Consider the following 26,343-nt stretch of genomic DNA (forward strand, 5'->3'; position numbering starts at 1 on the left):
GCCCCCTAGAGCCAGGTGTCCTCCGAGGTACTGGTGAGAAACGCCTCGAGGTCGTCGCGCCAGGGGGCCGGCACGGTCTTGTCCGGCTCGATGCCGGTGTACTGGCCGCGATAGAACAACAGCGGCCGCTCCTTCTCGTCGCGCACCTCGCTGAGCGAGGACACCCGTCCGAACACCACCCAGTGGTCGCCGCCGTCGTGCACGGTCTCGACGGTGCAGTCGATGTGCGCCAGGGATCCGGTCAGGACGGGCGAGCCGAGCGGTGACGGGCTCCACTCGACGCCGGCGAACTTGTCCGGCTCCCGGGATCCGAACCGGGCGCACGTGTCCTGCTGCTCCTCCGCGAGCACGTTGACGCAGAAGCGCCCGGATCGTTCGATCGCGGTCCACGACCGCGACGTCCTCGTCGGGCAGAACAACACCAGAGGCGGGTCCAGCGACAGCGCCGCGAACGACTGGCAGGCGAATCCCACCGGCTCGCCCGCGTCGACGGTGGTGATGATCGTGACCCCCGTGCAGAACTGGCCCAGCACGTTCCGGAAGACCCGGGGGTCGATCCCACCGTCGTCGGGGGTGGTCACGGCTGCATCCCCACGCTGAAGTCGTGACCCCACAGGCTGACCGCTGTGGACTCCCGGGCGATCCACTCCTCGTCCTTGACCTGCCTTCCCTCGCAGCCGAATTCGACGTCGAAGCCACCCGGGGTCTTCATGTAGAACGAGAGCATGAGGTCGTTGACGTGCCGGCCCAGCGTCGCCGACATCTTCACCTTCCGGCGCAGCGCCCGGTCCAGGCACAGCCCGACATCGTCGGCGTTCTCCACCTCGATCATCAGGTGCACGATGCCACTCGGCGTGGGCATCGGCAGGAACGCCAGGCTGTGGTGCCGTGGGTTGCACCCGAAGAAGCGGAGCCAGGCCGGTTTCCCGTCGGCCGGGCGGCCCACCATCTGTGGCGGCATGCGCATCGAGTCCCGCAGCCGGAAGCCGAGGACATCGCGGTAGAAGTGCAGGGCCTCCTCGTCGTCGCGGGTGGACAGGACGACGTGCCCGAGTCCCTGCTCGCCGGTGACGAACCGATGCCCGTACGGGCTGACCACGCGGCGGTGCTCGAGCGCCACCCCGTGGAACGCCTCGAGGGTGTTGCCGGACGGGTCCTGGAACACGATCAGCTCGTCCACACGACGGTCGGCGAGCTGCTCGGCCGTGCCCTCCTTGAACGGGACCCCGGCGGCCGCGAGGTTGTCGCGCACCTCCTGCAGCTCGGCGGCGTTCGCCGTCTCCCAGCCCGCGACCAGCAGCCGGTCGCTCTCGTGCGGCTCGATGATCAGCCGGGCCGGGAAGTCGTCCATCCGCAGGTACAGGGCGTCCGGGTGGACACCCTTGCCCTCCACCATGCCGAGCACCTTCAGCCCGTACTCGCGCCAGGCGTCCATGTCGGTGGCGCCGATGCGCAGATACGCGAGGGATCGGATACCCATGTCAGACACTCCCGTCGCTTCGCTCGCCCCGACCGCTCCGGTCGGTCAGGAAATCGATTGTCAGGCGGTTGAACTCGTCGAACTTCTCGAGCTGGGCCCAGTGCCCGCAGCCGCCGAAGACGTGCAGCTGGGCGCGGGGGATGAGCTTGAGCGCGACGAGTGCCCCGTCGAGCGGATTGACCCGGTCCTCCCGGCCCCAGATCAACAGCACCCGCTGCCGCAGCTTGTACGCGTCGCGCCAGAGCATCCCCAGCTCGAAGTCCGGTCCGGAGAACGACTTTCCCATCGCGCGCGCAGCGGCGAGCGACTCGGGGGTGCTCGCGGCGGCGAAGCGTTCCTCGACCAGCTCCTCGGTGATCAGCGACTGGTCGTACACCATCACCCGGAGGAACGCCTCGAGCTTCTCCCTGGTCGGGCCCTCCGGCGGCGCCGCGAACCGGCCGAGGTGCTTCACGCCCTCGGTAGGGTCGGGCGCGAAGAGATTGACGCTCAATCCCCCCCGGCCCCATCAACACGAGCCGTCCGGCCCGGTCCGGGAAGTCCAGTGCGAACCGCACCGCGGCACCGCCGCCGAGCGAGTTGCCGAGCAGGTGCACGCGCCCGTCGACGCCGAGGTGGTCGAGCAGGTCCTTCAGCGCGGTGGCGCTGTGCACGAAGTACTGCGGATGCTCGGTGGGCTTGTCGGACTTGCCGTAACCGGGCTGGTCGACACAGATGACGTGGAAGCGCTCGGCCAGCACGGGGATGTTGCGGGCGAAGTTGGACCAGCCGGAGGCGCCTGGACCGCCGCCGTGCAGCAACACGATCGTGGTGTCGTGTCCGACCCCCGCCTCGTGGTAGTGCAGCCGCAGGTCGTGGCGCACCTGAGCGAACCGGGACGTCGACTCGTAGGTGATCTCTTCCGTCGCAGTCAATTCGGTCTCCCTACACCATCGTGTCGGTGATCGGCAGACCGAACTCGCCGGCGCCGAACATCACATAGGCGCGCTCGGCGTCGTTGGCGGCATGGACACGCCCGGCGTGGGCGTCGCGCCAGAACCGTTGGATCGGCGTGCCGTTGGCGAGGGCGGTGGCACCGGAGTTCTCGAACAGCAGGTCGATGGACGCGATGGCGCGGCCGGTGGCGCGGACCTGGTCGCGACGGGCGCGCAGCCGCAGTTCCATCGGGACCTCCTCGCCGGCGACGAGGTGCGCGTACTCGTCGGCGACGTTTCCGGACAGCTGGCGCCACGCGGCGTCGATGTCGCTCGAGGCCTCGGCGATCCGCACCTTCGAGAACGGATCGTCCTTGGACTTCTCCCCCGCGTAGGCGGCGCGCACGCGCTTGCCCTGATGCTCGACGTGGGCCCGGTAGGCGCCGTAGGCCATGCCGACGATCGGCGTGGAGATCGTGGTGGGATGGATGGTGCCCCAAGGCATCTTGTAGACCGGCGCGGTGTTGCGCTCGAGGCCGGGGGCGGTGAGGTTGCTCATCGCCTTGAAGCTGAGGAAGCGGTGCCGGGGCACGAACACGTCCTCGACCACGATCGTGTTCGACCCGGTGCCGCGCAGGCCGACCACGTTCCAGACGTCGTCGATCCCGTAGTCCGCGCGCGGGATCAGGAAGCTGCCGAAATCGACGGGGCGGCCGTCCTTGAGGACCGGGCCACCGACGACGACCCACGTGGCATGGTCGCACCCGGAGGACCAGGCCCACGCGCCGTTGACCCGGTAGCCGCCGTCCACGACCTCGCCGGCGCCCATCGGGGCGTAGGAGGAGGAGATGCGCACGTCGGTGTCCTCGGCCCATACGTCCTCCTGGGCCTGCTGCGAGAACAGGGCCAGGTGCCAGTTGTGGACACCGATGATCCCGGACACCCATCCGGTGGAGCCGCACGCGCTCGCGATGTTGCGGACAGCCGTGTAGAACAGCACCGGGTCGGCCTCGTAGCCGCCCCACTGCTTCGGCTGGAGCAGCCGGAAGAACCCCGTCTCCTGCAGCGCCTTGATCGAGTCGTCGGGGATGCGGCGAAGATCCTCGGTCTCCTGTGCACGTTCCCGCAGGGCGGGCAGCAGCGCGTCGATCCGCTGCAGTACCTCGTGGCTCTCGTGGTCGCCCACTGGACGCTCCCGTCTGTCCCGGAAATGATCGCTTGCTTCGAGACTAGAACACGTTCCCATTCATGTCGAGACCGCGGAATCACCGCACGTCGGCGTGTTTTCTGTGGGACGAAAGTCCCGGATCGCTTCCGGATCGCCGCAATATTCTATAACGTGTTCTACTAGATGAACCGAAGGGAAGTGAGGGGACAATGGCACAGATTCGCGAGATCGACGTCGGAGAGGTCCGCACGCGTTTCGCGCGGGGTTGGCACTGCCTCGGGCTCGCCAGGACGTTCAAGGACGGCAAGCCGCACGCCGTCGAGGCCTTCGGCACGAAGCTCGTGGTCTGGGCCGACAGCCAGGGCGACCCGAAGGTCCTCGACGCCTACTGCCGGCACATGGGCGGCGACCTGTCGCAGGGCGAGATCAAGGGCGACTCCGTCGCCTGCCCCTTCCACGACTGGCGGTGGGGCGGCAACGGCAAGTGCACCGGCATTCCCTACGCCCGTCGCGTGCCGCCGCTCGCCCGCACCCGCTCCTGGCTGACGATGGAGAAGAACGGGCAGCTGTTCGTATGGAACGACCCCGAGGGCAACCCCCCGCCGCCGGAGGTCACGATCCCCGACATCGAGCAGTACGGGTCGGGCGAGTGGACCGACTGGACGTGGAACTCGATCCTCATCGAGGGCGCCAACTGCCGGGAGATCATCGACAACGTCGTGGATATGGCGCACTTCTACTACATCCACTACGCGTTCCCGACCTACTTCAAGAACGTCTTCGAAGGGCACGTCGCCGCGCAGTACCTCAACACCCGCGGCCGGCCCGACAAGGGCATGTCCACCCAGTACGGCATGGAGTCGCTGCTGAAGTCGTTCGCGGCGTACTACGGTCCCTCCTACATGATCAATCCGATGACCAACAGCTACGGCGGCTACGAGGTCGAGTCGGTGCTGATCAACTGCCACTACCCCGTGACCCACGACTCGTTCGTGCTGCAATACGGCATCATCGTCAAGAAGCCGACCGGGATGTCCGACGAGATGTCGGCCAAGCTCGCCGCGAAGTTCACCGAGGGCATCGGCGAGGGCTTCCTGCAGGACGTCGAGATCTGGAAGAACAAGACCAAGATCGACAACCCGCTGCTGTGCGAGGAGGACGGCCCGGTCTATCAGCTGCGACGCTGGTACGAGCAGTTCTACGTCGACGTCGCCGACGTCACCGAGAAGATGACGCAGCGCTTCGAATACGAGGTGGACACCACCAAGGCCAACGAGGCGTGGCAGGCGGAGGTCGCCGAGAACCTCGCGCGGCAGAAGTCCGAGCAGGAACAGGGCAAGCAGGAAGCGGAGGTCTGACGATGGATCCCTCGACCCGGGCGCGCCGGTGGGCGAAGGCCCCGGACTTCGCCGGCCAGCCCGCGCGGGTCGAGGCGGTCCGCGCGCAGACCGCCATCGACAAGATCAACTACCTGGATTCGGGCCTGCACGAGGTGCGGTGCCGCGAGTGCGGCACCTGCGTGCTGGTGCGCAAGAACAGCTTCGACCACACGAGCGTGCAGTGGTGCGAGAACCCCGCGTCGGTGTGCCCGAACTTCCGGGACGACGCGACCCCGGGCGCCCTGCGAGACGGCTGCCCGCAACTGCGCGCAAGCATCGAGCAGGCGGTGCTCGACGGCCGGATCACCGTGCCGGACTGACGTCGCCGCGCCGCGGAGCGGCGAGTTGTTCGAGCGAATCGAGCACCGGCGCCGTCGCCGACACCCGATAGACGTGCCGCACCCGGTGCTCCTCGAGCTGACCCACCGTCAGGGATCGTCAGTCCATCCATCCTTGCCGAGCGCGTTGCATGTCAACCCGCTTCCCGGCCACGGGGGTGCCCTCTTCGAGCAGGAGTGCCGGTGCACGACCGCCGTGACACGAGGCGGTTGTTCCGTCGGCGTAGACGACTCGCCACCAGGGAACGTTGTCGTCCAGCAGGCTCATCGCTCGGCCCACCTGCCGTGGACCCGCCCCGATTCTCTTGCCGATATCGCCATAGGAGGCAACCGAGCCCGGAGGGATGGCAGCGACTGCCTCCCGGACCGCGTCGATGATGCTCGTCTCGTCTCGAGTGACCATCGGGATTCCGGCCCCCTAAAGCTTCTTCAGCGCATCGCCTTTGTGCATCGCGATGTGCTCGGTCTTGTCGCTCTTGATCTCGTATTGAGGGTCACTCTCACTGCAACGCCGTGTGCGCCCCTTGAACTCCACGTCCTTCGTGTGCTTCCTGATGATGACGCCCTCGACGTATCCGGCTTCGGAGTTCCACCGGACATGGTCGCCGACGGAGAAGTCAGTCGTCATAGCCCTTCCTCCACTCGATGTTCGTCCTCGTGAGGCTACCCGGCTCACGGCTTCTGTATGCCGGCGGAAGAGGCGACAGCAGATCGCCGGCAGGCGGGGTTGGCTGGCGAGTCGGTCTTCGGGCAACTGGTGCCGATCGATATCGTCGGCTGTGGTCATCGCGTGGTCTCCCTCGAGACCGTTGCCACCTGACGACCGTCTACTGAGCATCGCTCTATGCTGGCGTGGTGTTCCTTCTATTCGGATACGGCACCAAGCGGCAACACCTCGGCTCCGGGCAGACCCGAACGTGCCCGCGCTGCCACAACACCACACAGTGGGCACGGATCCGGGAATTCAGCCAGTTCACGTTGTTCTTCGTTCCGGTCGCGCGATGGAGGCGCCGGCAGCTGGAGGAATGCGGCATCTGCGGCACCGCCGTCGAAGTCTGAGCGCCTTCATTCGGCGACGGGCCACCGACGGAGCGTGCGTCGGCGCACTCAGCCGACACGGTTGTTCAACAGCTGCAGCACCCTGTGCTGTCACACGAAAATCGTTGCGCAACAGAGACTTTTACAATCCGGTCGAAACACTCCGTCACGGGCACTGCCTCCCGGGCGCGCGACCGTTTCCACGACCCCACCCCCATCGACCACCAGACCGGCTACCAGGCCCGAGATGATAGAACCGATTCCCTTGGGGCACAGGGTGATCCTGTCGAGTGCCATCCATCGGGTGGCGAGCAGCGCAGCGGCACGTTCGCCGAGGCACCGCAGAAGGCGGCCTCTGGTGGGCCGGCCAAGTCCAAGCCTGATCCACGGCATCGGCAGCTGCGAGACAGCGGTCGGCTCGATCCTCACCGAAGCTCACCACATCATCACTCGCACACTGCTCGGTCACGTCAAGAGCTGAAACTGCTCAGCGCCCTTCTCCGACACCACCCGGTCGGGAAACCATACCCCTGGGGCACTGCCCCCAACGGTGCCCGCGCGACGCCGCCGACCGCATGGGCGGCCGTTCTCCGGCACGACCTGCGCGACCCCACCCCGATCGAGGCGAGTGAGGAGATGTGCACCGCCCGCCGAGCCCGGACTGCCGGGCAACGCACGGACGCCCACCGCAGAACCGGTGGCGACCGATGCACCGCGAGGCCGGTCGAGGAGGACGAAGTTCGATGCCGTCACAGCGATGAGTCCGCCGACGCCCGCAGGTCTACCTTTGCGACCGAGACACATCACTTCACCGGGAGCCGAGCCATGGGCCTGATCGACATCGAACTGTTCACCACCCTCGACCTCGTCGGACAGGCACCCGGCGGCCCCGACGAAGACCCGGAAGGGTTCCCGTTCGGCGGCTGGCAGGTACCCCTACTCGACGAGGTCACCGGCGCGCAGATCGGGGCCGCCTACGAAGGCACCGACGCCCTGCTGCTCGGCCGCCGGACCTACGACATCTTCGCCGCCTACTGGCCGTACCAGGACGGCGGCGAGGACCACGAGATCGCCACGCTCTTCAACAGCGTCCCGAAGTACGTGGCCTCCCGCGGCCGGCCCGACCTCTCCTGGGCCGGATCCACGCAGCTCGGCCCGGATCTGGCCGGCGCGGTGCGCGAAATCCGGGACCGGCACGAGCACGTCAAGGTCGTCGGGAGCCTGAACCTGGTCCAGACCCTGCTGCGCGAGAAACTCTTCGACCGGCTCGACCTGTGGGTGCACCCGATCGTGCTCGGCGTCGGAAAGAAGGTGTTCGACGCCGGCGCGGTGCCCACCAACCTCACCCTCCTCGCACCGCCGGTCGCCGGCCCGACGGGCACCGTGTACCTGCGCTACGCGCGCGCCCAAGGCATACCCGGCACCGGAGACATGAGCGCCCCCGACCGCGGCGCCGGGCGAGACGGCTGAACCCGCCCCGCACCAGCTGGGTCCGTGTCCTCGGGGGTGCCTCCGCCAGGTCTGCCGACGTCGTTCTCGGCGGCGCAGCACCGGCGAGGGAGTCCCCCGATACGAACACAGCAGTGCCCAGCGGTGGGTATTCGGGCGTTATGTGCCGCAGAAGGTTCGGAAGGTTGCACTGAACGACGACGGGGCGGGTGTGGTGTAGTCGGACCACTCGTCACGGCGGTCGAACGGATGCGTGACGACCTCGAGCAGCTTCTCGAAAGCAGCGAGCTCACCGTCGGCCGCGGCACGCAGAGCCGCATCGAGCTGATGATTGCGCGGGATGTACAGCGGGTTCACGCCGTCCATCGCGTCCGCGGTCTGCGCTGTCCCACGCCCCTGTGTGCTCAGGGCGCCGCGCCAGCGATCCACCCACGGCCCGATGTGCTCGCGCGGGACGAGGGCGTGCAGCGGCGCCGAATGCCCACGGAGTTCGTCCGCGAGCGCCCGGAAGCTGCCCGTCCAGTCGGCGCCGTGTTCGGCCATCAACCTCAGCAGGTCGTCGACCAGCGCTCGATCGAGGAGCGTGCCGGCCACCCCGAGCTTGGCCGCCATCCCGGCGGCGTAGTGGCCCTCGTAACGCGCGTCGAAGGTATCGAGGACTGCCGACACCGCGGCAATCGCGTCATCCGGCGTCGAATCGAGCAGCGGCAGCAGCGTTTCCGCCAAGCGCGCCAGATTCCACTTCAGGACAGCGGGCTGGTTGCCGAACGCATAACGGCCGCCGTGATCGATCGAACTGAACACCGCCGCCGGATCGAACGCATCGAGGAAGGCGCACGGACCGAAGTCGATGGTCTCCCCCGAAATGGTCGTGTTGTCGGTGTTCATCACCCCGTGCACGAACCCGGTGAGCATCCACTGCGCCACCAGTGCTGCCTGCGCCTCGACCACCGCCTCGAAGAATGCCAGGTAGCGACTGCCCTCTCCCGTCGCCGGCAGCTCGGTCAACTCCGGGTAGTGGCGGGTGATCGCGTAGTCGGCGAGCCGCTGCAGGACTCCCTCCTGTCGGGCCGCGAATTCGAAGGTGCCCACCCGCAGGTGACTGGCCGCGACCCGGGCGAGCACGGCACCGGGCTCGGCGCCGTCTCGGCGAACGCGGCGGCCCGTCGCGACCACCGCCAGCGCACGCGTCGTGGGAATACCGAGGGCATACATGGCCTCGCTGACCAGGTATTCGCGCAGCATCGGGCCGAGGACCGCGAAACCGTCACCGCCCCGAGAAAACGGCGTGGGCCCCGAGCCCTTCAGGTGCAGATCCACTCGCCGACCGTCACTGCCCACCACTTCGCCGAGCAGCAACGCCCGGCCGTCCCCGAGCAGGGGTGCGTACCCGCCGAACTGATGTCCCGCATACGCCATCGCGACCGGCGTGGCCCCAGCCGGCGCCGTCGATCCGGACAGCACCCCGATCCCGACCTCGCTCCGCAGCACCTCCACGTCCCATCGCAGCGACACCGCGAGCTGCTCGTTGAGCACCAGCAACGTCGGGTCGGGGGCATGAGCGCCCTGCCACGGCACCGCCAGGGCGGCCAACTCGTCGGCAAAGGTGCTCTCGAGGCGCGCCACCGCCGAGTTCGTGCCTACCGTGGACTCCGGGAATGCCGCCATCAGTCGAGGGTAACCATCGCACCACCTGGCCCGCCGCTCACGACCGAGAACGCACCCGGCCACCAGCTCGCGGTGCTCGACGTCACCGCACCGCGAGCCCACACTGCCCGTCACCGGCAGGGCTCGTCCTGCTCGTCACCGCAGCCACCTCGACGCGGGCCGCGCCGGCTCGACAAGGCCCACCGCGTCGGCAGCGGGCGCCCAGGTGGGCGCAGGCTCAGGCGCGCTCGATTCGTCACGTGCCACCGTCTGCGACCAGGGGAACGCCGGGCCCGGCGGCGGCCGTGGCGGCGGACAGCTGCGCCGGGCCGAGCCGGCGCCAGGCCCCGCGCAGCACTCGGTGGCGGTGCACGGAGCGGGCGGGGGTCACGACGCGGGCACCGGCCTGGAATCGTGACCGGATCGGCTGGTGCGACGAGAGCGGGCCAGAGCCAGCCCACCGAGGACCGTGCCGATCAGCCCGAGCGCCACGGCGAGGACGGCGCCGGCGAGCCCGTTGCCGGTGCCGAGTCCACCGGCGGAGTTGACCCCGTGCACCCCGCCGGCGATGACGCTGATCGGTCCCAGCACCAGGGCCACGATCGTCCGAGCTCGTCCGGTGCCGGTGCGGCGGGATCGGGCCAGGGCCAGCCCACCGGCGACGGCGCTGATCAGCCCCAGCACGGCTGCCGCGGTGGGCACGGTTCGCCCGACGCCGAGCTCGTAACCGGCAGCGACAACGGAGACGTGCGTGATCGCCGGTGCGGCAAGCAAATCGAGGACAGGCATTGCGGATCCTTTCGGTCGAACGACGGGTTCCGGCCGCGCTCATGGAGGCCTCCGTCGTTGAGCGGACGCATACGATCGTCGCGTCTCGGCAACGGGGTGTCCTCGGACAGCGGGCGGCAGCGGATACGAAGTTCGACGTAGGTGGCTCGCGCACAACCACGCTTCTCGACGTAGGCGGCCGCGCAGTTCGCGGGAGTTGTTTTCCCCACCCGGAACCATATGATCGCGCCATGCCGGATCGCGTCACGTTGTTCCGCCCGCCCGCCTGGGCGCAGGATGTGCTGCTGGCGGTATTCATCACTGTCATGCAGGTCCAGGGCACCGTCGTCCGCAACAGCGGGGAGCCCGAAGCAGTGCTGCGCCCCCTGTCCGACCTCGGGAACCTCGGCTACCTGCTGTTGATCGCCGGTGGCGCGGTCCTGGTCCTGCGCCGCCGCTGGCCAGTCGCAGTGTTCGCCGTGACCGCGCTCGCCAGCATGGTGTACTACACCCTCGACTTCCCGGACGGCCCCGGATGGCTGGGCCTGTTCGTGGCCCTCTACACCCTCACCGCCCGCGGCGACGGACGTCGCTCGCTGGTGATGGCCGTTGTGGGCATCGCAGCACTGGCCGCGGTCTGGCTGATCGCCGCGACCGACATCGAACCCCCAGCCGCCGTCGGCTGGGTGTACTTCCGGATCGGCGCCGCGGGCATGAGTGCCGCCCTCGGGGAGAGCGTCCGCTCGAGGAGAGTCATCGCGGAAGAAGCACTCGAGCGCGCCGAATTGGCCGAACGCTCTCGTGAGGACGAAGCACGCGCCCGGGTCGACGAGGAACGGCTCCGGATCGCGCGCGAGGTCCACGACACCGTCGCGCACGCCATCGCCATCATCAACGTCCAAGCCGGCGTCACCGCACACGTACTGGACAAGCGACCGGAACAAGCACGCCAGACGCTCGAGGCCATCGAGCAGACCAGTTCCCGGGCCCTGCAGGAGATGCGGGCCATCCTGGGGGTCCTTCGCGACGACAACGACGGCCGCCTCCCACCCCCAGGGCTCGGGCAGGTCGACGAACTCACCGCCAGGGCACGCGAAGCCGGGCTCGACGTCGAGTTGGAGACGACATCACCCCCACCGCCCGTACCCAGCGCGGTAGGCAGCGCCGTGTACCGGATCCTGCAGGAGTCGATCACCAATGTGATTCGCCATGTCGGACCGACCAGGGTCGCAGTCGCCCTGAACTACGGCCCCGACGCCGTGGAAGTCCGCGTGACGAACGACGGCCCGCGTGCGGATGGGGACACCGACAAAGCAGCCAGAGGCGCCGACCGTGCGGACGCCGAGTTCGCCGGCACGGACACACGCGGCCACGGGATCGTAGGGATGCGCGAGCGTTGTCAGCTCTTGGGCGGCGACTTCGACGCCGGCCCGCTCCCGGGCGGCGGCTTCGCCGTCACCGCCCGGCTGCCCTTGGCCCCGGCCGCAACGGTGAAGGTATGAACCCGGTGACAGGCGCATCCGGCCGCGACACTCCGATCAAGGTCCTACTCGTGGACGACGAGCATCTGGTGCGGTCCGGCTTCAAGATCCTCCTCGAGGTCGAGGACGGCATCACGGTGGTCGGGGAAGCCGCAACCGGCGCCGAAGCCGTGGAGCAAGCCCGGGCCCTGCGCCCGGATGTCGTGCTCATGGATATCCGTATGCCGAAGATGGACGGCATCGAGGCCACCCGGCAGATCGCCACCACCAACGGGCTCCAATACGTACGCATCCTCATCCTGACGACCTACGACACCGACGCCTACGTCTTCGAAGGCCTCCAGGCCGGCGCCAGCGGCTTCCTGCTCAAAGACGCGGGTCCGGCCGAGCTCCTGCACGGCATCCGCGTGGTCGCCGCCGGAGAAGCTCTGCTCGCACCGCGCATCACGCGCCGCCTCATCGCCCAGTTCACCACCCAGCGCACAGCCGACAAGGCCGCCGATCATCGGCTCGAGGTCCTCACCGACCGGGAACGCGAGGTCCTGACGCTGGTAGGTATGGGCATGAGCAACAACGAGATCGGCGCCGAACTCTGCCTCAGCCCGGCCACCGCCCGCACCCACGTCAGCCATGCCATGGTGAAACTCGGTGCTCGCGACCGCGCGCAACTGGTCGTCATCGCCTACCGAACGGGACTTGTGAAGCCGTAGGCGATCAGCCTGTCGACCCCGCGATCCGAATCTTCTCTGATCGACGACGTCTCAGACGAGAGGGGTGTCTGTGCCGGCGACCGCCCGAGCACTCCGTAGCCTGACGAGGCATGAGTGATGCAGATATCCACTTCTACTTCGACCCGGTGTGCCCGTTCGCCTGGATAACCAGCAAGTGGGTGCGCCTGGTGGCGGCCCAGCGCGAATTCCGAGTCGACTGGCGGTTCATTTCGCTGCGCCTGATCAACGCGCACGTCGACTACGACGTTCACTTCCCGCCCGAGTACAAAGCCGGTCACACGAGTGGGCTGCGGCTGCTCCGGGTCGCGGCGCGAGTGCGGGCCGAGCACGGGCGCGAGGCGGTGGATCCGCTGTACCGGGCGCTCGGTGCGCGGATATTCGAGACCACGCCGGACGCCGACAACACCGCCGGACCGGAACAGCAAGGAACGCGGGCTTTCCTCGAGCCGATCCTGGCCCGGGCGGGCCTACCCGTGCAGGTGGCGGACGCGCTGGACGACCCCTCGCTCGATGCGCTCATCCAGGCGGAGACCGACGAGGCACTGCGCCTGACCGGCAGAGACGTCGGCACGCCGATCATCCACTTCCAGCCGCCGAACGGCGTGGCCTTCTTCGGGCCGGTGATCAGCCGGCTACCCGGCGAAGAGGACGCCCTCCGCCTGTGGGACCACGTCGTCGGGCTGGCGAGCTTCCCCGGCTTCGCCGAACTCAAACGTAGCCTGCGCGAACTGCCGCAGCTGCCCGGCCTCGGCGTCGCTCCCGACGAGGTGGGAGTGGAGCAGGACTGGCACGGTGGCAGTCGACGAACCAAGAGATGAGCAACCGGCGCCGGCCACCCCGGCACCGTTCGGCCCGACAGCCAGGTCGAGACGGCTGCCGTTGTGTATGTCCGATGCGGACCGGTAACGGATAGCCTCGAGCCATGATGCTGGCGAACGTCTGCGAGCTCTATCGAGACGCAGGCTTTCTCGGGCAGCCAGCGGCTGCCGCCACCAGCCTGGCCTTCGTGATCGCCGGCCTGGCCGTGCTCGCACGTCGTCGGCAGGGCACGCCGACGGTGACCTACGGTCTCCTCGTCATCGCGGTCGGCGCCGGATCCCTCATAGCGCACGGACCGAACCCGCCGTGGCAGGCCTACGCACACGACATACCGATCGCGACATTGCTCGCTTACATAGCCGTCGACGCCGCTTCCGACCGGTTCGACCGACGGTTGTCGCCGCGGTGGTGGCTCGTCGTTCCGTTCGTGATGGTTCCCGTCGTCGCAGCCGGCTCGAGCGCCTCCACGATCGTGCAGGCACTGCTCGCCGCGGTCACTGTGGGACTCGCGCTGGAACGCGCCCGCGTCCGTCCGCACCTGCGCCGCACGACGATCGTCGCAGCACTGCTTCTCGCGTCCGGCGCCGTGCTCGGCACCATCGGCGACCGGACCTCGCTCTGCCGGCCGAGTAGTGTCCTGCAAGGCCACGCGCTGTGGCACATTCTCGCCGCCACCGGACTGTGGCGGCTCTCGCCCACGATCGGTTCACAGTCCCCCCGGATATCGGTCAGGACATCGCGGCATCTGTCGGGTCGGGCCGGCCCGGCCCGGAGACGGCCCGGTCAGGCTTGACCGCGTCGGTGGCACATGCACCGTCCTTCATCCACCCGGCTACGGGCAGAGCGCTCCGGACGGGCTCCGCAGTGCGAGCACCGGCGAAATCCCTCGATACCCGCCCCTGCGCTCCGGGAATCGTTGCCGCGTTCCACGGCTCGATACCCTGGAACGATGGGCGCGCTGTTCGCGATGACGATTCCGGGACTGGCCTGCCTGCTGGTGGGCGCGGCCGCGGTCGAGGTGTTGTGGAGCCGTCTGACGGGTCATCGCCTGCTCCGGCGCAGCGGGGACGGTCGCACACGGCCGGTGGCGGCAACGGGGTTCGAGGAGGTCGGTGCGGTGTTCGAAGGGTCGCGGCGATTCGAATTCGAACAGCGACAGACCTCGCTGATGGACCGTGAGGACGCCACCGGTGGCGAACCCGGATGGCTGAGCGTCGACGTGGAGTCCGGAACGGCCCGGTTCAGGCACTGTCGACCGTAGCGGCATCCGGGCGAGCGCAGCGACGCGCTCCCGTCGAATTCCTCGTGCAGGCTCGAGAGCCCGCCGGCTGGCACACCTCTGCGGTCGGGGCGAAACCCGTTGGGGCCGAATGTCACATTGCGTCGATCGAATTGACGCCATGTGACATTCGGTAGGTCAGGCGGTCTGCTGTTCGCGCTGGAGTTCGAGGGCGATGTCGATCAGCTGGTCCTCCTGGCCGCCGATGAGCTTGCGCTTGCCCGCCCGCACCAGCAGCTCCGCGGCGGAGACCCCGTACCGCTCGGCCTGGCGCTCGGCGTGGCGCAGGAAGCTCGAGTACACCCCGGCGTAGCCCATCATCAGGGCCTGACGGTCGAGCAGGCACTCGGCGGGCATCACGGGGCGCACGACGTCCTCCGCGGCGTCCGCGACGGCGAAGAAGTCGATGCCGGTCTTGATCCCCACCTTGTCGCACACGCCGACGAACGCCTCGACCGGGGTGTTGCCGGCACCCGCGCCGAACCGGCGGGCCGACCCGTCGATCTGCTTGGCACCCGCGCGGACCGCCGCGATCGAATTCGCCACGCCCAGGCCGAGATTCTCGTGCCCGTGGAAGCCGACCTGCGCGTCGGAACCCAGCTCCGCGACGAGCGCCTCGACGCGTTCGGCGACCTGCTCGAGAACGAGCGCGCCGGCCGAGTCGACGACGTACACGCACTGGCAGCCCGCGTCGGCCATGATGCGGGCCTGCTCGGCCAGCTTCTCCGGGGTGACGGTGTGCGCCATCATCAGAAAGCCCACGGTCTCGAGCCCGCGCTCGCGGGCGAGCCCGAAGTGCTGGACGGACACGTCCGCCTCGGTGCAGTGGGTGGCGATGCGGCAGATCGAGGCGCCGTTGTCCTGCGCCTCGATGATGTCCTCCTTGATGCCGACACCGGGCAGCATGAGGAAGGCGATCTTCGCGTGCTGCGCGGTGTCGACGGCGATCTTGATCAGTTCCTGCTCCGGCACTTTCGAGAACCCGTAGTTGAACGAGGACCCGCCGAGGCCGTCGCCGTGCGTGACCTCGATGACGGGGACGCCCGAGAGGTCGAGGGCGGCGACGACGGCGCGCACCTCCTCCCGGTCGAACTGGTGACGCTTGTGGTGCGAGCCGTCGCGCAGCGACGTGTCGGTCACGCGGATGTCCCACGACGGCTCGAAGAAGATGTCGTCGCGACGGAGGTCGGAGTTCGAAGAGGTCATCGGAGTCAGGCCTTCACGGTGGAGTTCGAGGGGAGGGAGTCCGCCGAGAGGAGCGCGCGGGCGATCTCCTCGCCCACCTTGGTGGCGGCCGCGGTCATGATGTCGAGGTTGCCGGCGTACGGCGGCAGGAAGTCGCCGGCGCCCTCCACCTCGACGAAGGTGGTGACGGTGGCGTGCCCGCCGGACACGACGGTCGGCTCGTCGAACTGTGGTTCGTTGAGCAGGCGGTAGCCGGGCACGTACTCCTGCACGTCGGCGACGACGCGGTGGATGGACTCGGCGATCGCGTCCCGGTCGGCGTCCTCGGGGATGGCACAGAAGATGGTGTCGCGCATGATCATCGGCGGGTCCGCCGGATTGAGGATGATGATCGCCTTGCCCTTGCGGGCACCGCCGATGGTCTCGATGCCCCGGCTGGTGGTCTTGGTGAACTCGTCGATGTTGGCGCGGGTGCCCGGCCCGGCGGACACCGACGCCACCGACGCCACGATCTCGGCGTAGGGCACGTCCGCCACCCGGGAGACGGCGTGCACGATCGGGATGGTGGCCTGACCGCCGCAGGTGATCATGTTGACGTTGGGCACGTCGAGATGCGCCCCGAGGTTCGCCGGTGGCACGACGGCCGGTCCGACGGCGACAGGGGTGAGGTCGATCGCCCGGATGCCGGCCGCCTCGTACCTCGGCGCCGCCGCCCGGTGCACGTACGCGGACGTCGCCTCGAACACCAGGTCCGGCTTCTCCGGCTGCGCGAGCAACCAGTCGATGCCCTCGGCCGATGTCTCCAGGCCGAGCGTGCGGGCGCGGGCGAGGCCCTCGCTCGCCGGGTCGATGCCGATCATCCACCGCGGCTCGAGCAGGTCCGAACGCTGCAGTTTGTAGAGCAGGTCGGTGCTGATGTTGCCCGACCCGACGATCGCGACACTTGCCTTGGCCATTGTTTCTCCTTGCAGTCGGGACCGGGTGGTCACGAGAACGTGAGCGAGACGGAGCCCAGTCCCGCGAACTCGGCGTGGAACTCGTCGCCCGGGCGCGCGTCGACGGCCCGGGTGCACGAGCCGGGCAGGACGATGTCGCCCGCCTTCAGCCGCACTCCGAAACTCTCGACCTTGCGGGCGAGCCAGGCGACGGCGGTGACGGGATTGCCGAGCACCGCGTCGCTGCGCCCCTCGGCGATCCGTTCGCCGTTGCGGCTGAGCACGGCGTCGATGCCCTTGATGTCGACGCCGGACGGCGCCACCCGCTGCGCGCCGAGCACCCATCCGGCGGAGGAGGCGTTGTCGGCGATGGTGTCCGCGAGGCCGATCTTCCAGTCCTTGATCCGGCTGTCGATCAGTTCGATGGACGGCGCGAACGCGACGGTGGCGCCGAGGACGTCGCTCTCGGTGCAGTCCGCGCCGGGCAGGTCCTTGCCGAGCACGAAGGCCACCTCGACTTCCACCCGCGGGAAGCAGTACCGCGAGGTGTCGACGGCCCGGTCCTCGAAGACCTGCATGTCGTCGAGCAGGTGGCCGTAGTCGGGTTCGTCCACGCCCATCATCTGCTGCATGGCCAGGGAGGACAGCCCGACCTTGTGGCCGACCACGCGGGCACCGGCCGCGAGCCGGCGACGGATGTTGATCAGCTGGATCTCGTAGGCGTCGACGACGTCGATGTCGGGGTGCCGGGCCACGAGCGGGTCGACGGGGGTGCGGTCGCGTTCGGCGGCCTCGAGCTCGTCCGCCAGCCGGGTGCGCAGTTGCGTCGGCAGCATTGCGGTTCCTTCCTGTTCACCGGCGACCGGCATGTTCTGCAACCTGTTTCCATTCGGCCCGTGGTGTGCGGGTGATTCTTCCTGGCAGAAGGGATGGACTCACCGCGCCATCATTCTATAACGTGTTCTACATGATCAAGCAGGAATACGACATCGTCGTAGTCGGCAGCGGTGCCGGCGGAATGACCGCCGCGCTGACCGCCGCGCACCAGGGCGCGAGCGTCGTCCTGATCGAGAAGGCACCCCACTACGGCGGCTCGAGCGCGCGCTCGGGCGGCGGGGTGTGGATCCCGAACAACGAGGCCCTGAGGGCCGCCGGGGTCACCGACACCCCGGACTCGGCCCGCACCTACCTGCACAGCATCATCGGCGACGTGGTGCCCGCCGACAAGATCGACACCTACATCGACCGCGGGCCCGAGATGCTGTCCTTCGTGCTGAAGCACAGCGCCCTGGAACTGCAGTGGGTGCCGGGCTACTCCGACTACTACCCCGAGGCCCCCGGCGGCCGGCTCGGCGGGCGGTCCGTCGAGCCGAAGCCGTTCGACGGCAAGCGCCTCGGCGACGACCTCGCCCTGCTCGAGCCCGACTACGTCAAGGGCCCGCCGAACTTCGTCATCACCCAGGCCGACTACAAGTGGCTCAACCTCCTCATGCGCAACCCGCGCGGACCGGTCCGCGCCGCGAAGGTCGGCATGCGGTACCTGTGGGCCCGCGCGACGAGGAAGCACCTGCTGGTCCGCGGCCAGGCGCTCATGGCCGGACTCCGCGTCGGCCTGCGCGACGCCGGGGTTCCGCTGCTGCTCAACACCGCCCTGACGGACCTCGTCGTCGAGGACGGGGTGGTGCGCGGTGTGCGCGTCGAGTCGGACGGACAGCTGCACACCATCCGGGCCCACCGCGGCGTCGTGATCGCCTCCGGCGGCTTCGAGCACAACGAGCAGATGCGCACGCAGTATCAGCGCGCCCCGATCGGCACCGAGTGGACCGTCGGCGCGAAGGCCAACACCGGGGACGGCATCCGCGCGGGCCAGGCTCTCGGTGCCGCCGTCGATTTCATGGACGACGCCTGGTGGGGCCCGTCCTTCCCGCTCACCGGCGGCCCGTGGTTCGCCCTGTCCGAGCGCAGCCTGCCGGGCTCGATGATGGTCAACGCGGCCGGCCGGCGCTTCGTCAACGAATCCGCTCCGTACGTCGAGGCGGTGCACGCCATGTACGGCGGCCGCCACGGCCGGGGCGACGGACCCGGCGAGAACATCCCGTGCTGGATGATCCTCGACCAGCGCTACCGCAATCGCTACACCTTCGCCGGCATCACGCCCCGCAGTCCCTTCCCCAAGCGCTGGCTGAAGGCGGGTGTGGTGGTCCAGGCCGGCTCGATCAACGAGCTCGCCGAGAAGATCGGCGTGCCGGCGCAGGCCCTCACCGCGACCGTCGAACGATTCAACGGCTTCGCCCGCGCGGGCCGGGACGAGGACTTCGGACGCGGCGAATCCGGCTACGACCACTACTACGGCGACCCGCGCAACAAGCCCAATCCGAGCCTCGGCGCCATCGACAAGGCCCCCTTCTACGCGATCAAGGTGGTGCCCGGCGATCTCGGCACCAAGGGCGGCCTGCGCACCGACGCCGACGCCCGGGTCCTGCGCGAGGACGGGACCGTGATCGAGGGTCTCTACGCGGCCGGCAACGCCAGCGGTCCCGTCATGGGCCACACCTACGCCGGCCCCGGCGCCACGATCGGCCCGGCCATGACCTTCGCCTATCTCGCGGTCCTCGACGCCCTCGGCCGACCGGAGCAGCCCGCCGCGCAGCCGATCTCCGAGACCGCCGAACTGCACTGAGCCGCACTCGATCCGGCCGAACCCCGTCCGCCGAACAGAAAGGGTCCCGCGTGCCCATCGATCCCGCCGTCGCACTCGGCGCCGAACTGCCCGCCCAGGAATTCGCCTGGAGCAGCAGCGACGTTCAGCTCTATCACCTCGGTCTCGGCGCCGGCGCGCGTCCCACCGACCTCGGTGAGCTGCGCTACCTGCGCGACGGCGATCCGCAGGTCCTGCCCACCTTCGCCACCGTCGCCGCGACGTTCCACGCCACCGAGCCGCCGAAGGTCTCGTTCCCGGGCATCGAGATCGACCTGGCGAAGGTGGTGCACGGCAGCCAGGAGGTGACGGTGCACGCTCCCCTGCCACCGGAAGGCAAGGGCCGCACCGTGACCCGAATCGCCGAGGTGTGGGACAAGGGCAAGGCCGCGGTGATCGTGCAGGAGTCGACGACCACGGATCCGGCCGGCAACCCGCTGTGGACGGCCCGCTCGTCCATCTTCGCCCGCGGCGAGGGCGGCTTCGGCGGCGAACGCGGACCGTCCGAGTCCGTCGAATTGCCGGACCGGGCACCCGATTTCGAGGTGGATGTCGCGACGCTGCCGCAACAGGCCCTGCTGTACCGGCTGTGCGGCGACCGCAACCCGCTGCACTCGGACCCGCAGTTCGCGCAGGCCGCCGGGTTCCCCGCTCCGATCCTGCACGGGCTGTGCACGTACGGGATCGTCTGCAAGACGCTCACCGACGCGGCGCTCGACGGTGATGCCGCGTCCGTGCACGGATTCACGGCCCGGTTCGCCGGCGTCGTCTTTCCCGGCGAGACCCTGCGGGTGCGCGCGTGGCGCACCGGCGACCGGCTGCTCGCGACCGCCGCGGTGGTCGAGCGCGACCTCGCGCCCGCCCTCACCGACGTGGTCCTCACCATCGCCTGACACCCCGTCCTCCCCCAGCACCGGCCCGCCACGGGCCGGTGAGAAAGCAGTGTGTTCATGACGATTCGCACCGAACCCCTGCGCCTGTCGCGCCGGGGTTTCCTCGCCGCCGGCGCGGGCGCGCTCGCCGCCACCGCGCTCGGCGGCTGGACCCCCGTCCACGCCGTACCGGCCGGCTCGTCCGGTGCCACCCTGACCACCCCGGCCGCGTTTCCCGACGGCATCGCCCTCTACCAGCAGGCCTACCAGAACTGGTCCAAGGAGATCATGCTCGACGCGATCTGGACGTGCGCCCCGCGCAGTCCCGAGGACGTCGTCCGGCTCGCGAACTGGGCCCACGCTCACGGCTACACCGTCCGGCCGCGTGGCGCGATGCACGGCTGGACTCCGCTGACCATCGTCAACGGCGCACCGGTGGACAGGGTGATCCTGGCGGACACGATGGCGCACCTGAACGGGGTGTCGGTGCACTCCGGTTCGGACCCCGCCACCGTCACCGCCGGAGCCGGAGCGACACTCGACGCGATCACCACGGCGCTGCAGGGGCACGGCCTCGGCTGGGCCAACCTCCCCGCACCCGGGGTGCTGTCCATCGCCGGTGCACTGGCCGTCAACGCGCACGGTGCGGCGCTGCCCGCCGACGGCGAAAAGAACGTCCCGGGACACACCTTCGGCTCGCTGAGCAATCTCGTCACGGAACTGACCACGGTGGCGTGGAACGGCAGCGAGTACGCGCTGCGCACCTACACGCGCGCCGACGCGGACATCACTGCGCTGCTCGCCCACCTCGGCCGGACGTTCGTCACCTCGGTCACCCTGCAGGCCGGCCCGGACACCCGGATGCGGTGCCAGAGCTACACCGACATCGACTGGCGCGAGCTGTTCGCGCCTGCCGGAGCACCGGGACGCACCTTCGAGAGCTTCGTGCGGGCCTGCGGGCGCGCGGAGGCGATCTGGTATCCGTTCACCGACAAGCCGTGGATGAAGGTGTGGTCCCTCGCTCCGCAGAAGCCGGTGACGTCCCGAGAGGTGTTCGGCCCGTACAACTATCCGTTCTCGGACAACGTCCCCGAGCCCGTCACCGACCTGCTCGGGCAGATGACGGCCGGGAACCCCGCCATCGCGCCGGCTTTCGGGCAGGTCTACTACAACACCACCGTCGCCGGCCTCGCCGCCACGAACTCGAGCGACATCTGGGGCTGGTCCAAGGACCTGCAGTTCTACATCAAGGCCACCACCCTGCGGCTCACGGAGGGCGGCGGCGCGGTCCTCACCAACCGCGCCAACATCGCGAACGTGATCCACGACTTCACGCAGTGGTTCCACGAACGCATCGAGCACTACCGGGCGCTGGGGCAGTACCCGCTCAACGGCCCGGTCGAGATCCGGTGCTGCGGGCTCGATCAGCCCGACGACGTGCGGGTCCCGTCCGCCGGGCCGCCGACCATCTCCGCGACCCGGCCGCGACCCGACCACCCCGAGTGGGACACCGCGATCTGGCTCAACGTGCTCGGGGTGCCGGGCACCCCCGGCATGTTCGCGTTCTACCGCGAGATGGAGCAGTGGATGCGCGGTCACTACAACAACGCCGACTCCACCTTCCGGCCCGAATGGTCCAAGGGCTGGGCGTTCGGCCCCGAACTGCCGTACACGGACCAGCGGGTCATCGAGCAGGTCCTGCCCGACACCTACCGGGAAGGCGTGCCCGCGGACGAGAACTGGGACTCCGCGCGGGCGGTGTACAACCGGCTCGACCCGCATCGGGTATTCAGCAACAGCTTCATCGACCGGCTGCTGCCCTGACGAGAAGGCGCCGGACATCCGCGCCCGTCGGTGCTACCCGCGCGCGTTCTCACGCGCGCGGGTAGCACCACGCCGCGCAAGCATGGTGAGGACGGATACCCGGCCGAAGTGGCCCCACAGCCGGCCGAGCCGCACCCACAGCTGCCAGTACGCCACACCCACCACGAGCGACGCCGCGAACGCGAGCCACGGGTCGATGTCCCGCAGCAGCGGATAGACCGTGAAGTGGGTCAGGTAGATGTAGAGCGACGAGGCGGCGAGCACCTCGGCCGGCCGCACCAGCAGCGCCGGCCACCAGGTCCGCGGCACCCAGATCAGCAGGAGCAGGCCGCCGATCACGAGAGCGGTGCGGTCGGTTTCGGCATGGAAGAACCCCGGCACCGTCGCCACCGCCAGGACGGACACCACCAGCCGCTGCCACACCGCGGTCGCCCGGGCGGCCGCCCAGCCGAGCGGGAAGAGCCAGAACACCACGTACGACGCCAGGATCTGACTGGTCGGCATGTCCGGCCCGAGCACCTCGTACCGGGTCAGCAGGCCCACGCCCACCAGCGCGAGCGGGAACGCGAACGGGAACCGTCGCTCGTGCCGGTCGAACCACGGCACGGCGAGCAACAGAGCCACCGCGACGAGCGCGTACACCAGCGCCTCGATGAACCAGTACCGCCATTCCTTCGTCCACGCGGGCGGTCCGAGCACCCCGTTGAGCAGGAACACACTCGACCAGCGGTACTCGCCGGTGAGCGCGTGCACCGCGCCGATCCACACGACGGCCGGTGCGGCGATCCGGGCGACGCTGAGCAGGGTGGTGCGCAGCCGCTCGGCGCGGGGCTTGGGCAGTTGGAATCGCGCGTAGTTGTAGCCCGCGGCCGCGAGCAGCACGTGCGCCCCGCCCACGAGGGCGAACAGGTGCAGATGCGAGCCGACGATGAGCACGATCGCCACGGCGCGGATGAGCACGTTGGTCTCGACGATCCGCCAGCCCCACGGCGCCCGGCGCGACGACGGGCTCAGCTCGCGCAGCGGCGTCGTCGGCCAGTCCGCGGGCAGATGCCCGAGCAGCCGCTCGAGCCGCACCGACATGCGCACGTACGACAGCGAGTCGCCACCGAGGTCGACGAACGTGCTTTCGTCGGTGACGTCGTCGCGGCGGAGAACGTCCGCGTACAGCGCCCGCAGCCGCCGGGGGTCCACGGCCCGCGCCTCGGGCGCCGGCTGCGGCGGTTCCGGGGCGGCGCCGAGCGCGGCGACGGCGCGGTAGTCCGGTTTGCCGTTGGGGGTGCGGGGCAGCTCGGCCACGACGCACACCCGCACCGCGGACTCGGGCAGCCCGCTCGCGCGGGCCGCGACCGCCCGCACGGGCGCGGCGTCGGCTCCCTGGACGGCGACGATCAGTTCGTCGTCGCCGCCGGCGCAGCACGCGACGAGCTCGTGGCGCGCGAGGACGGATTCGATGCGCTGCAGGTCGATGCGCAGGCCGAACAGCTTCGCGAAGCGGGAGCGACGGCCCACGATCCGGTACAGCCCGGCGTCGGTGCGGACGGCGAGGTCACCGGTGCGCAGTTCGTCGACGACACGCCCGAGGGCCAGCTCGGACGGGTCGGTGGCATAGCCGAGCATGACGTTGGGTCCGGTGTAGACGAGTTCGCCGGCACCGTCGCCGGCCTCGGGCACAGGGTCGATGCGGAAGGCGCCGCCGGGAACGGGGACGCCGATCGTGCCGGGGTGCTCCGCGGCGAGGTGCGGGGGCAGGTAGGCCATGCGGGCGGTGGCCTCGGTCTGGCCGTACATGACGAAGAACTGCCACCCGTCGCGCCGGCCGAGATCGACATAGCGGCGGACGCGGTCGGGGTCGAGACGGCCGCCGGCCTGGGTGACGTAGCGCAGGTTCGGCAGGTCCATGTCGGCGAAGCCGACGCGGTCGAGCAGGTCGAAGGTGTACGGCACGCCCGCGAGGGCGCTGACCCGGTGCCGGTGCACGAGGTCCCAGAATCCGGGGTCGGTGACGGACCGGTCGGTGAGCACGATCCCGGCGCCCCGCAGCAGGTGGCTGTGCAGCACGGACAGGCCGTAGCAGTAGTGCATCGGCAGGGTGGTGATCGCGCGGTCGGTGGCGCGGATGTCGAGGTAGTCGGCGATGGCCTCGGCGTTCGCCTGCACATTGCGGTGCGAGAGGCGCACGAGCTTGGGCGAGCCGGTCGAGCCGGAGGTACTGAGCAGCAGCGCGAGGTCGGAATGCAGGTCGTGGGTGGTGCCGTCGGCGAGTTCTTCGATCCGGCCGCCGTCGACGACGACGTCGGGCCGGTAGGCCTCGATCGTCGCGGCCAGGGCGTCGGGCCGGTCGCCGGGCACGAGCAGCACGGGATGGCCGGCGGACAGCGCCGCCAGGTAGGCCACGATCGGGTCGACGGCGTTGGCCCCGGCGACCAGGACGAGACGCCGGGTGGTGCCGAGGCGGTCGGCGACGGCGGCGATCCGCTCGGCCAGGTCGCGATAGGTGATCTCGGTGCTGTCGCAGACGAGTGCGGTCCGTTCGCCGTGTTCGGCGAGATGTCGGACGAACGGAACCGTCGGACAGTCGACGAGCTCGGAAGAACGTGGTACCACCGCGGCAGTCTATAAGGTTTGGCTGTCCTGAATCCAGGCTCGGTCGGGTTCGCGGAGCAGTGCGAGGCGGCTGAGCAGCCGGTCGACGTCGGGTTCGGCGGGGACGGACGTCGCGAAGTCGGCGCGCGCGACGGTGGCCGACACCGTAGCCGGACGTCGGCGTCGCACAGCACGTCGACGACGTTGCCGAAGCGGCGCAGGGCGTCCGCGTCGAGCTCGCGCAGCGGCGGGACACCGGTGACGACCCATTCGCCGTGGTCGCGGAGGACGGCGAGGTAGTCGGCGGGCGCGGTGGGGGCGCGGCACAGGTCGGCGAAGTCGAACCACACGACGTCGCCGCGCACGGCGAGGACGGGTAGTGCGCGGCCCGACGGTCGCAGGGTTCGCCGCTCCCCCGGCTCCGGAACGTCGAGAGCGCCGGGCGGGAGGAACTCACCCGAGGCGAACCCGTCGCCCGGGGTGGCCGTACCGGTGCGGCGACGGTCGATCGGCCCGCCGACCTCGACCACCTCGAGCCGGCGTTCGAGCAGGGCGATGGTGGGCTCGAACAGGTGGTGGAACAGAGGGTTGGGCAACAGGCCCGAGGGCGGGTAGTTGGAGGTGGCGACGAGCGCGACGCCCCGCTCGTGAAGGATGCGTACGGCGCGCGCGACGAGCATGCCGTCGCCGACGTCGTGGACGTGGAACTCGTCGAAGCACAGCACACGGGCGTCGCCGAGCGCGGCGTCGACGGCGTCGTCGATCGAGCCGAGGCGATGCGCCTGCGCATGCAGGCCGGCGAAGAAGCCGTGGAAGTGGTGCCGTCGCGCGGGACCGGGCACGGCCTCGAGGAACCGCTCCATCAGCCACGTCTTGCCGCGACCGACCGGCCCCCACAGGTAGACGCCGCGCGGGGTGGTGCGCCGCGCGGCGAGGTCGCCGCACAGCCGCCCCAGGGCGGCGGCGCCGGCCCGCTGGTACGGATCCTCGGCCATCCCACCTCCTCTACATTGGTAGAGTACTCTACATATGTAGAGTTGGATCATGGCCAGCAGCCCCGACCGTCGCACCCTGATCGCCGAGACCACCCTCGACCTGATCGCCCGCGACGGACTGCGCGCGCTGACCCACCGCGCCGTCGACCGCGCCCTCGCCCTGCCCGACGGCTCGTGCTCGTACTACTTCCGCACCCGCGGAGCCCTGCTCGACGCCGCCGTGCACCGGCTCGCCGAGCGATCACGCGACGCGTTCGAGCACTCCGGTCTCACCCGCCCGACGACCCCGGTCGACGTCGACGCCGCCGCGCGCGCGGTCGCGACGGCACTCGACCGCGACCTGGCCCACCGCCGCCGGGATCTGCTCGTGCGGTATGCCCTGGCCACCGACCCGGCCATCGGTGCCGAGCAACGCGCCGGCCTTGCAGCCGCCCTGTTCTCCCGCGCCGCCGCGCGCGACCTCGTGGCCGCCTGCGGCGCCGACGACGCCGACTCCGCGGCTGCCGATCTCGTGAGCCTGGCCGAGGGACTGACCGTGGACCGGCTGCTCGGCGCCCGGTCGCTGGAGGGACTCGCCGCCGGCACCGCCGCGAGCGTCGCGCAATTGGCCCGGCCGATCGCGGTGTACCTCCGCGGCCTCGCCGGGGGCGACGGTACCGGCCGGGCACGAACCATGCGATCGTGATCCGGCACCGGCCTGCCTCCCGGGAGGCCCAGCCGTGGGCAGGCGAAGACACGTCGCGTGCCTAGGATTGGC

26 protein-coding genes and 3 pseudogenes are annotated in these 26,343 nt (G+C 69.7%); 13 read left to right on the forward strand and 16 right to left on the reverse strand.

Annotated elements, in window-relative coordinates:
* Window positions 1-5: 5 nt before the first annotated feature.
* The 4 genes and pseudogenes from hsaB to hsaA form a co-directional block, all read right to left on the reverse strand.
* Entirely contained in the window at window positions 6-581 is a 576-nt protein-coding gene (gene hsaB / locus JYA75_RS00515; RefSeq protein ID WP_050034567.1) for a 3-hydroxy-9,10-secoandrosta-1,3,5(10)-triene-9,17-dione monooxygenase reductase subunit, read from the reverse strand.
* Window positions 578-1,480: an iron-dependent extradiol dioxygenase HsaC gene (gene hsaC, locus JYA75_RS00520; RefSeq protein ID WP_006937760.1), complete on the reverse strand. Its 903-nt coding sequence runs from the start codon at window positions 1,478-1,480 to the stop codon at window positions 578-580. Before hsaC ends, hsaB begins: the two co-directional genes overlap by 4 nt.
* A 1-nt stretch (window position 1,481) precedes the next feature.
* Window positions 1,482-2,394 (reverse strand): annotated as a pseudogene (gene hsaD, locus JYA75_RS00525) (4,5:9,10-diseco-3-hydroxy-5,9,17-trioxoandrosta-1(10),2-diene-4-oate hydrolase).
* Window positions 2,395-2,404: 10 nt separating this feature from the next.
* Window positions 2,405-3,580, reverse strand: a complete 1,176-nt coding sequence (gene hsaA, locus JYA75_RS00530) for a 3-hydroxy-9,10-secoandrosta-1,3,5(10)-triene-9,17-dione monooxygenase oxygenase subunit (protein WP_006937755.1) — start codon at window positions 3,578-3,580, stop codon at window positions 2,405-2,407.
* Between the two features lie 191 nt (window positions 3,581-3,771).
* Between hsaA and JYA75_RS00535 the strand changes: the two genes are divergently transcribed.
* Window positions 3,772-4,920: a Rieske 2Fe-2S domain-containing protein gene (locus JYA75_RS00535; protein WP_203329576.1), complete on the forward strand. Its 1,149-nt coding sequence runs from the start codon at window positions 3,772-3,774 to the stop codon at window positions 4,918-4,920.
* Window positions 4,921-4,922: 2 nt separating this feature from the next.
* Window positions 4,923-5,261: a hypothetical protein gene (locus tag JYA75_RS00540; RefSeq protein WP_006937751.1), complete on the forward strand. Its 339-nt coding sequence runs from the start codon at window positions 4,923-4,925 to the stop codon at window positions 5,259-5,261.
* On the opposite strand, the gene JYA75_RS29050 is transcribed toward JYA75_RS00540, so the two are convergent.
* Genes JYA75_RS29050 through JYA75_RS00550 form a run of 3 tightly spaced genes read right to left on the reverse strand, consistent with a single transcriptional unit; the run spans window position 5,245 to window position 5,907 of the window.
* Window positions 5,245-5,367 carry a hypothetical protein gene (locus JYA75_RS29050; RefSeq protein WP_006937749.1) on the reverse strand — a complete coding sequence of 41 codons (123 nt, stop codon included), beginning with the start codon at window positions 5,365-5,367 and terminating at the stop codon, window positions 5,245-5,247. The genes JYA75_RS00540 and JYA75_RS29050 overlap by 17 nt on opposite strands.
* Window positions 5,368-5,379: 12 nt before the next feature.
* Window positions 5,380-5,682, reverse strand: coding sequence for an MGMT family protein (locus tag JYA75_RS00545; RefSeq protein WP_006937742.1), 303 nt, complete (start codon window positions 5,680-5,682; stop codon window positions 5,380-5,382).
* 15 nt (window positions 5,683-5,697) lie between these two features.
* A complete protein-coding gene (locus JYA75_RS00550; RefSeq protein ID WP_006937741.1) occupies window positions 5,698-5,907 on the reverse strand; it encodes a DUF2945 domain-containing protein in 210 nt (69 codons plus the stop codon).
* 227 nt (window positions 5,908-6,134) lie between these two features.
* On the opposite strand from JYA75_RS00550, the gene JYA75_RS00555 reads away from it, so the two are divergent.
* A complete protein-coding gene (locus JYA75_RS00555; protein WP_081636979.1) occupies window positions 6,135-6,338 on the forward strand; it encodes a zinc-ribbon domain-containing protein in 204 nt (67 codons plus the stop codon).
* 228 nt (window positions 6,339-6,566) lie between these two features.
* On the opposite strand, the pseudogene JYA75_RS28655 reads toward JYA75_RS00555, so the two are convergent.
* Window positions 6,567-6,668, reverse strand: a pseudogene (locus JYA75_RS28655) (IS5/IS1182 family transposase); the annotation flags it as partial.
* 474 nt (window positions 6,669-7,142) lie between these two features.
* Here JYA75_RS28655 and JYA75_RS00560 point away from each other — a divergent pair.
* On the forward strand, window positions 7,143-7,787 hold the full coding sequence (locus JYA75_RS00560; RefSeq protein WP_102800436.1) for a dihydrofolate reductase family protein: 645 nt from the start codon (window positions 7,143-7,145) through the stop codon (window positions 7,785-7,787).
* 138 nt (window positions 7,788-7,925) lie between these two features.
* Here the strand turns inward: JYA75_RS00560 and JYA75_RS00565 are convergent, their stop codons facing one another.
* From JYA75_RS00565 to JYA75_RS00570, 3 genes are all read right to left on the reverse strand, one after another.
* A complete protein-coding gene (locus JYA75_RS00565; protein ID WP_044476509.1) occupies window positions 7,926-9,434 on the reverse strand; it encodes a protein adenylyltransferase SelO in 1,509 nt (502 codons plus the stop codon).
* Window positions 9,435-9,669: 235 nt separating this feature from the next.
* On the reverse strand, window positions 9,670-9,804 hold the full coding sequence (locus JYA75_RS29055; RefSeq protein WP_006943307.1) for a hypothetical protein: 135 nt from the start codon (window positions 9,802-9,804) through the stop codon (window positions 9,670-9,672).
* Window positions 9,801-10,202 (reverse strand): DUF6223 family protein, encoded by a 402-nt coding sequence (locus JYA75_RS00570; protein WP_006943309.1) that lies wholly within the window; start codon window positions 10,200-10,202, stop codon window positions 9,801-9,803. The genes JYA75_RS29055 and JYA75_RS00570 overlap by 4 nt, the downstream gene beginning before the upstream one ends.
* A gap of 230 nt (window positions 10,203-10,432) precedes the next feature.
* Here JYA75_RS00570 and JYA75_RS00575 point away from each other — a divergent pair, with 230 nt between their 5' ends.
* The 5 genes from JYA75_RS00575 (at window position 10,433) to JYA75_RS00595 (ending at window position 14,473) form a co-directional block, all read left to right on the forward strand.
* Window positions 10,433-11,683 carry a sensor histidine kinase gene (locus JYA75_RS00575; RefSeq protein ID WP_006943311.1) on the forward strand — a complete coding sequence of 417 codons (1,251 nt, stop codon included), beginning with the start codon at window positions 10,433-10,435 and terminating at the stop codon, window positions 11,681-11,683.
* The gene (locus tag JYA75_RS00580; RefSeq protein WP_043797531.1) at window positions 11,680-12,372 is read left to right on the forward strand and encodes a response regulator transcription factor; all 693 of its coding nucleotides are present in this window, start codon (window positions 11,680-11,682) and stop codon (window positions 12,370-12,372) included. The genes JYA75_RS00575 and JYA75_RS00580 overlap by 4 nt, the downstream gene beginning before the upstream one ends.
* Before the next feature lie 110 nt (window positions 12,373-12,482).
* On the forward strand, window positions 12,483-13,211 hold the full coding sequence (locus tag JYA75_RS00585) for a hypothetical protein (protein ID WP_102800435.1): 729 nt from the start codon (window positions 12,483-12,485) through the stop codon (window positions 13,209-13,211).
* Between the two features lie 104 nt (window positions 13,212-13,315).
* A complete protein-coding gene (locus JYA75_RS00590; protein WP_161996828.1) occupies window positions 13,316-14,005 on the forward strand; it encodes a hypothetical protein in 690 nt (229 codons plus the stop codon).
* A 156-nt stretch (window positions 14,006-14,161) separates the two neighbouring features.
* Entirely contained in the window at window positions 14,162-14,473 is a 312-nt protein-coding gene (locus JYA75_RS00595; RefSeq protein WP_050034558.1) for a DUF6191 domain-containing protein, read from the forward strand.
* 156 nt (window positions 14,474-14,629) lie between these two features.
* Here JYA75_RS00595 and dmpG read toward each other — a convergent pair whose 3' ends face one another.
* Genes dmpG through JYA75_RS00610 form a run of 3 tightly spaced genes read right to left on the reverse strand, consistent with a single transcriptional unit; the run spans window position 14,630 to window position 17,447 of the window.
* Entirely contained in the window at window positions 14,630-15,697 is a 1,068-nt protein-coding gene (dmpG, locus tag JYA75_RS00600) for a 4-hydroxy-2-oxovalerate aldolase (protein ID WP_006943321.1), read from the reverse strand.
* A gap of 5 nt (window positions 15,698-15,702) precedes the next feature.
* On the reverse strand, window positions 15,703-16,632 hold the full coding sequence (locus JYA75_RS00605; protein ID WP_203329577.1) for an acetaldehyde dehydrogenase (acetylating): 930 nt from the start codon (window positions 16,630-16,632) through the stop codon (window positions 15,703-15,705).
* A gap of 29 nt (window positions 16,633-16,661) precedes the next feature.
* Complete coding sequence (locus JYA75_RS00610; RefSeq protein ID WP_050036268.1) at window positions 16,662-17,447, reverse strand: 2-keto-4-pentenoate hydratase; 786 nt, start codon at window positions 17,445-17,447, stop codon at window positions 16,662-16,664.
* A 131-nt stretch (window positions 17,448-17,578) separates the two neighbouring features.
* On the opposite strand from JYA75_RS00610, the gene kstD reads away from it, so the two are divergent.
* The 3 genes from kstD to JYA75_RS00625 are packed head-to-tail and all read left to right on the forward strand — an operon-like array spanning window position 17,579 to window position 22,005.
* The gene (gene kstD / locus JYA75_RS00615) at window positions 17,579-19,291 is read left to right on the forward strand and encodes a 3-oxosteroid 1-dehydrogenase (protein WP_082120308.1); all 1,713 of its coding nucleotides are present in this window, start codon (window positions 17,579-17,581) and stop codon (window positions 19,289-19,291) included.
* Window positions 19,292-19,341: 50 nt separating this feature from the next.
* Window positions 19,342-20,202 carry a MaoC/PaaZ C-terminal domain-containing protein gene (locus JYA75_RS00620; RefSeq protein ID WP_043797541.1) on the forward strand — a complete coding sequence of 287 codons (861 nt, stop codon included), beginning with the start codon at window positions 19,342-19,344 and terminating at the stop codon, window positions 20,200-20,202.
* Between the two features lie 57 nt (window positions 20,203-20,259).
* Window positions 20,260-22,005 carry a cholesterol oxidase substrate-binding domain-containing protein gene (locus tag JYA75_RS00625; RefSeq protein WP_043797652.1) on the forward strand — a complete coding sequence of 582 codons (1,746 nt, stop codon included), beginning with the start codon at window positions 20,260-20,262 and terminating at the stop codon, window positions 22,003-22,005.
* 33 nt (window positions 22,006-22,038) lie between these two features.
* On the opposite strand, the gene JYA75_RS00630 is transcribed toward JYA75_RS00625, so the two are convergent.
* Window positions 22,039-24,612, reverse strand: coding sequence for an AMP-binding protein (locus tag JYA75_RS00630; protein WP_203329578.1), 2,574 nt, complete (start codon window positions 24,610-24,612; stop codon window positions 22,039-22,041).
* A gap of 9 nt (window positions 24,613-24,621) precedes the next feature.
* A pseudogene (zapE, locus tag JYA75_RS00635) lies at window positions 24,622-25,586 on the reverse strand (cell division protein ZapE).
* A 49-nt stretch (window positions 25,587-25,635) separates the two neighbouring features.
* Here zapE and JYA75_RS00640 point away from each other — a divergent pair.
* On the forward strand, window positions 25,636-26,271 hold the full coding sequence (locus JYA75_RS00640) for a hypothetical protein (RefSeq protein ID WP_029540862.1): 636 nt from the start codon (window positions 25,636-25,638) through the stop codon (window positions 26,269-26,271).
* The last annotated feature ends 72 nt before the right edge of the window (window positions 26,272-26,343 follow it).

Source organism: Rhodococcus sp. PSBB066, assembly GCF_017068255.1.
Lineage (GTDB): Bacteria > Actinomycetota > Actinomycetes > Mycobacteriales > Mycobacteriaceae > Rhodococcus > Rhodococcus aetherivorans.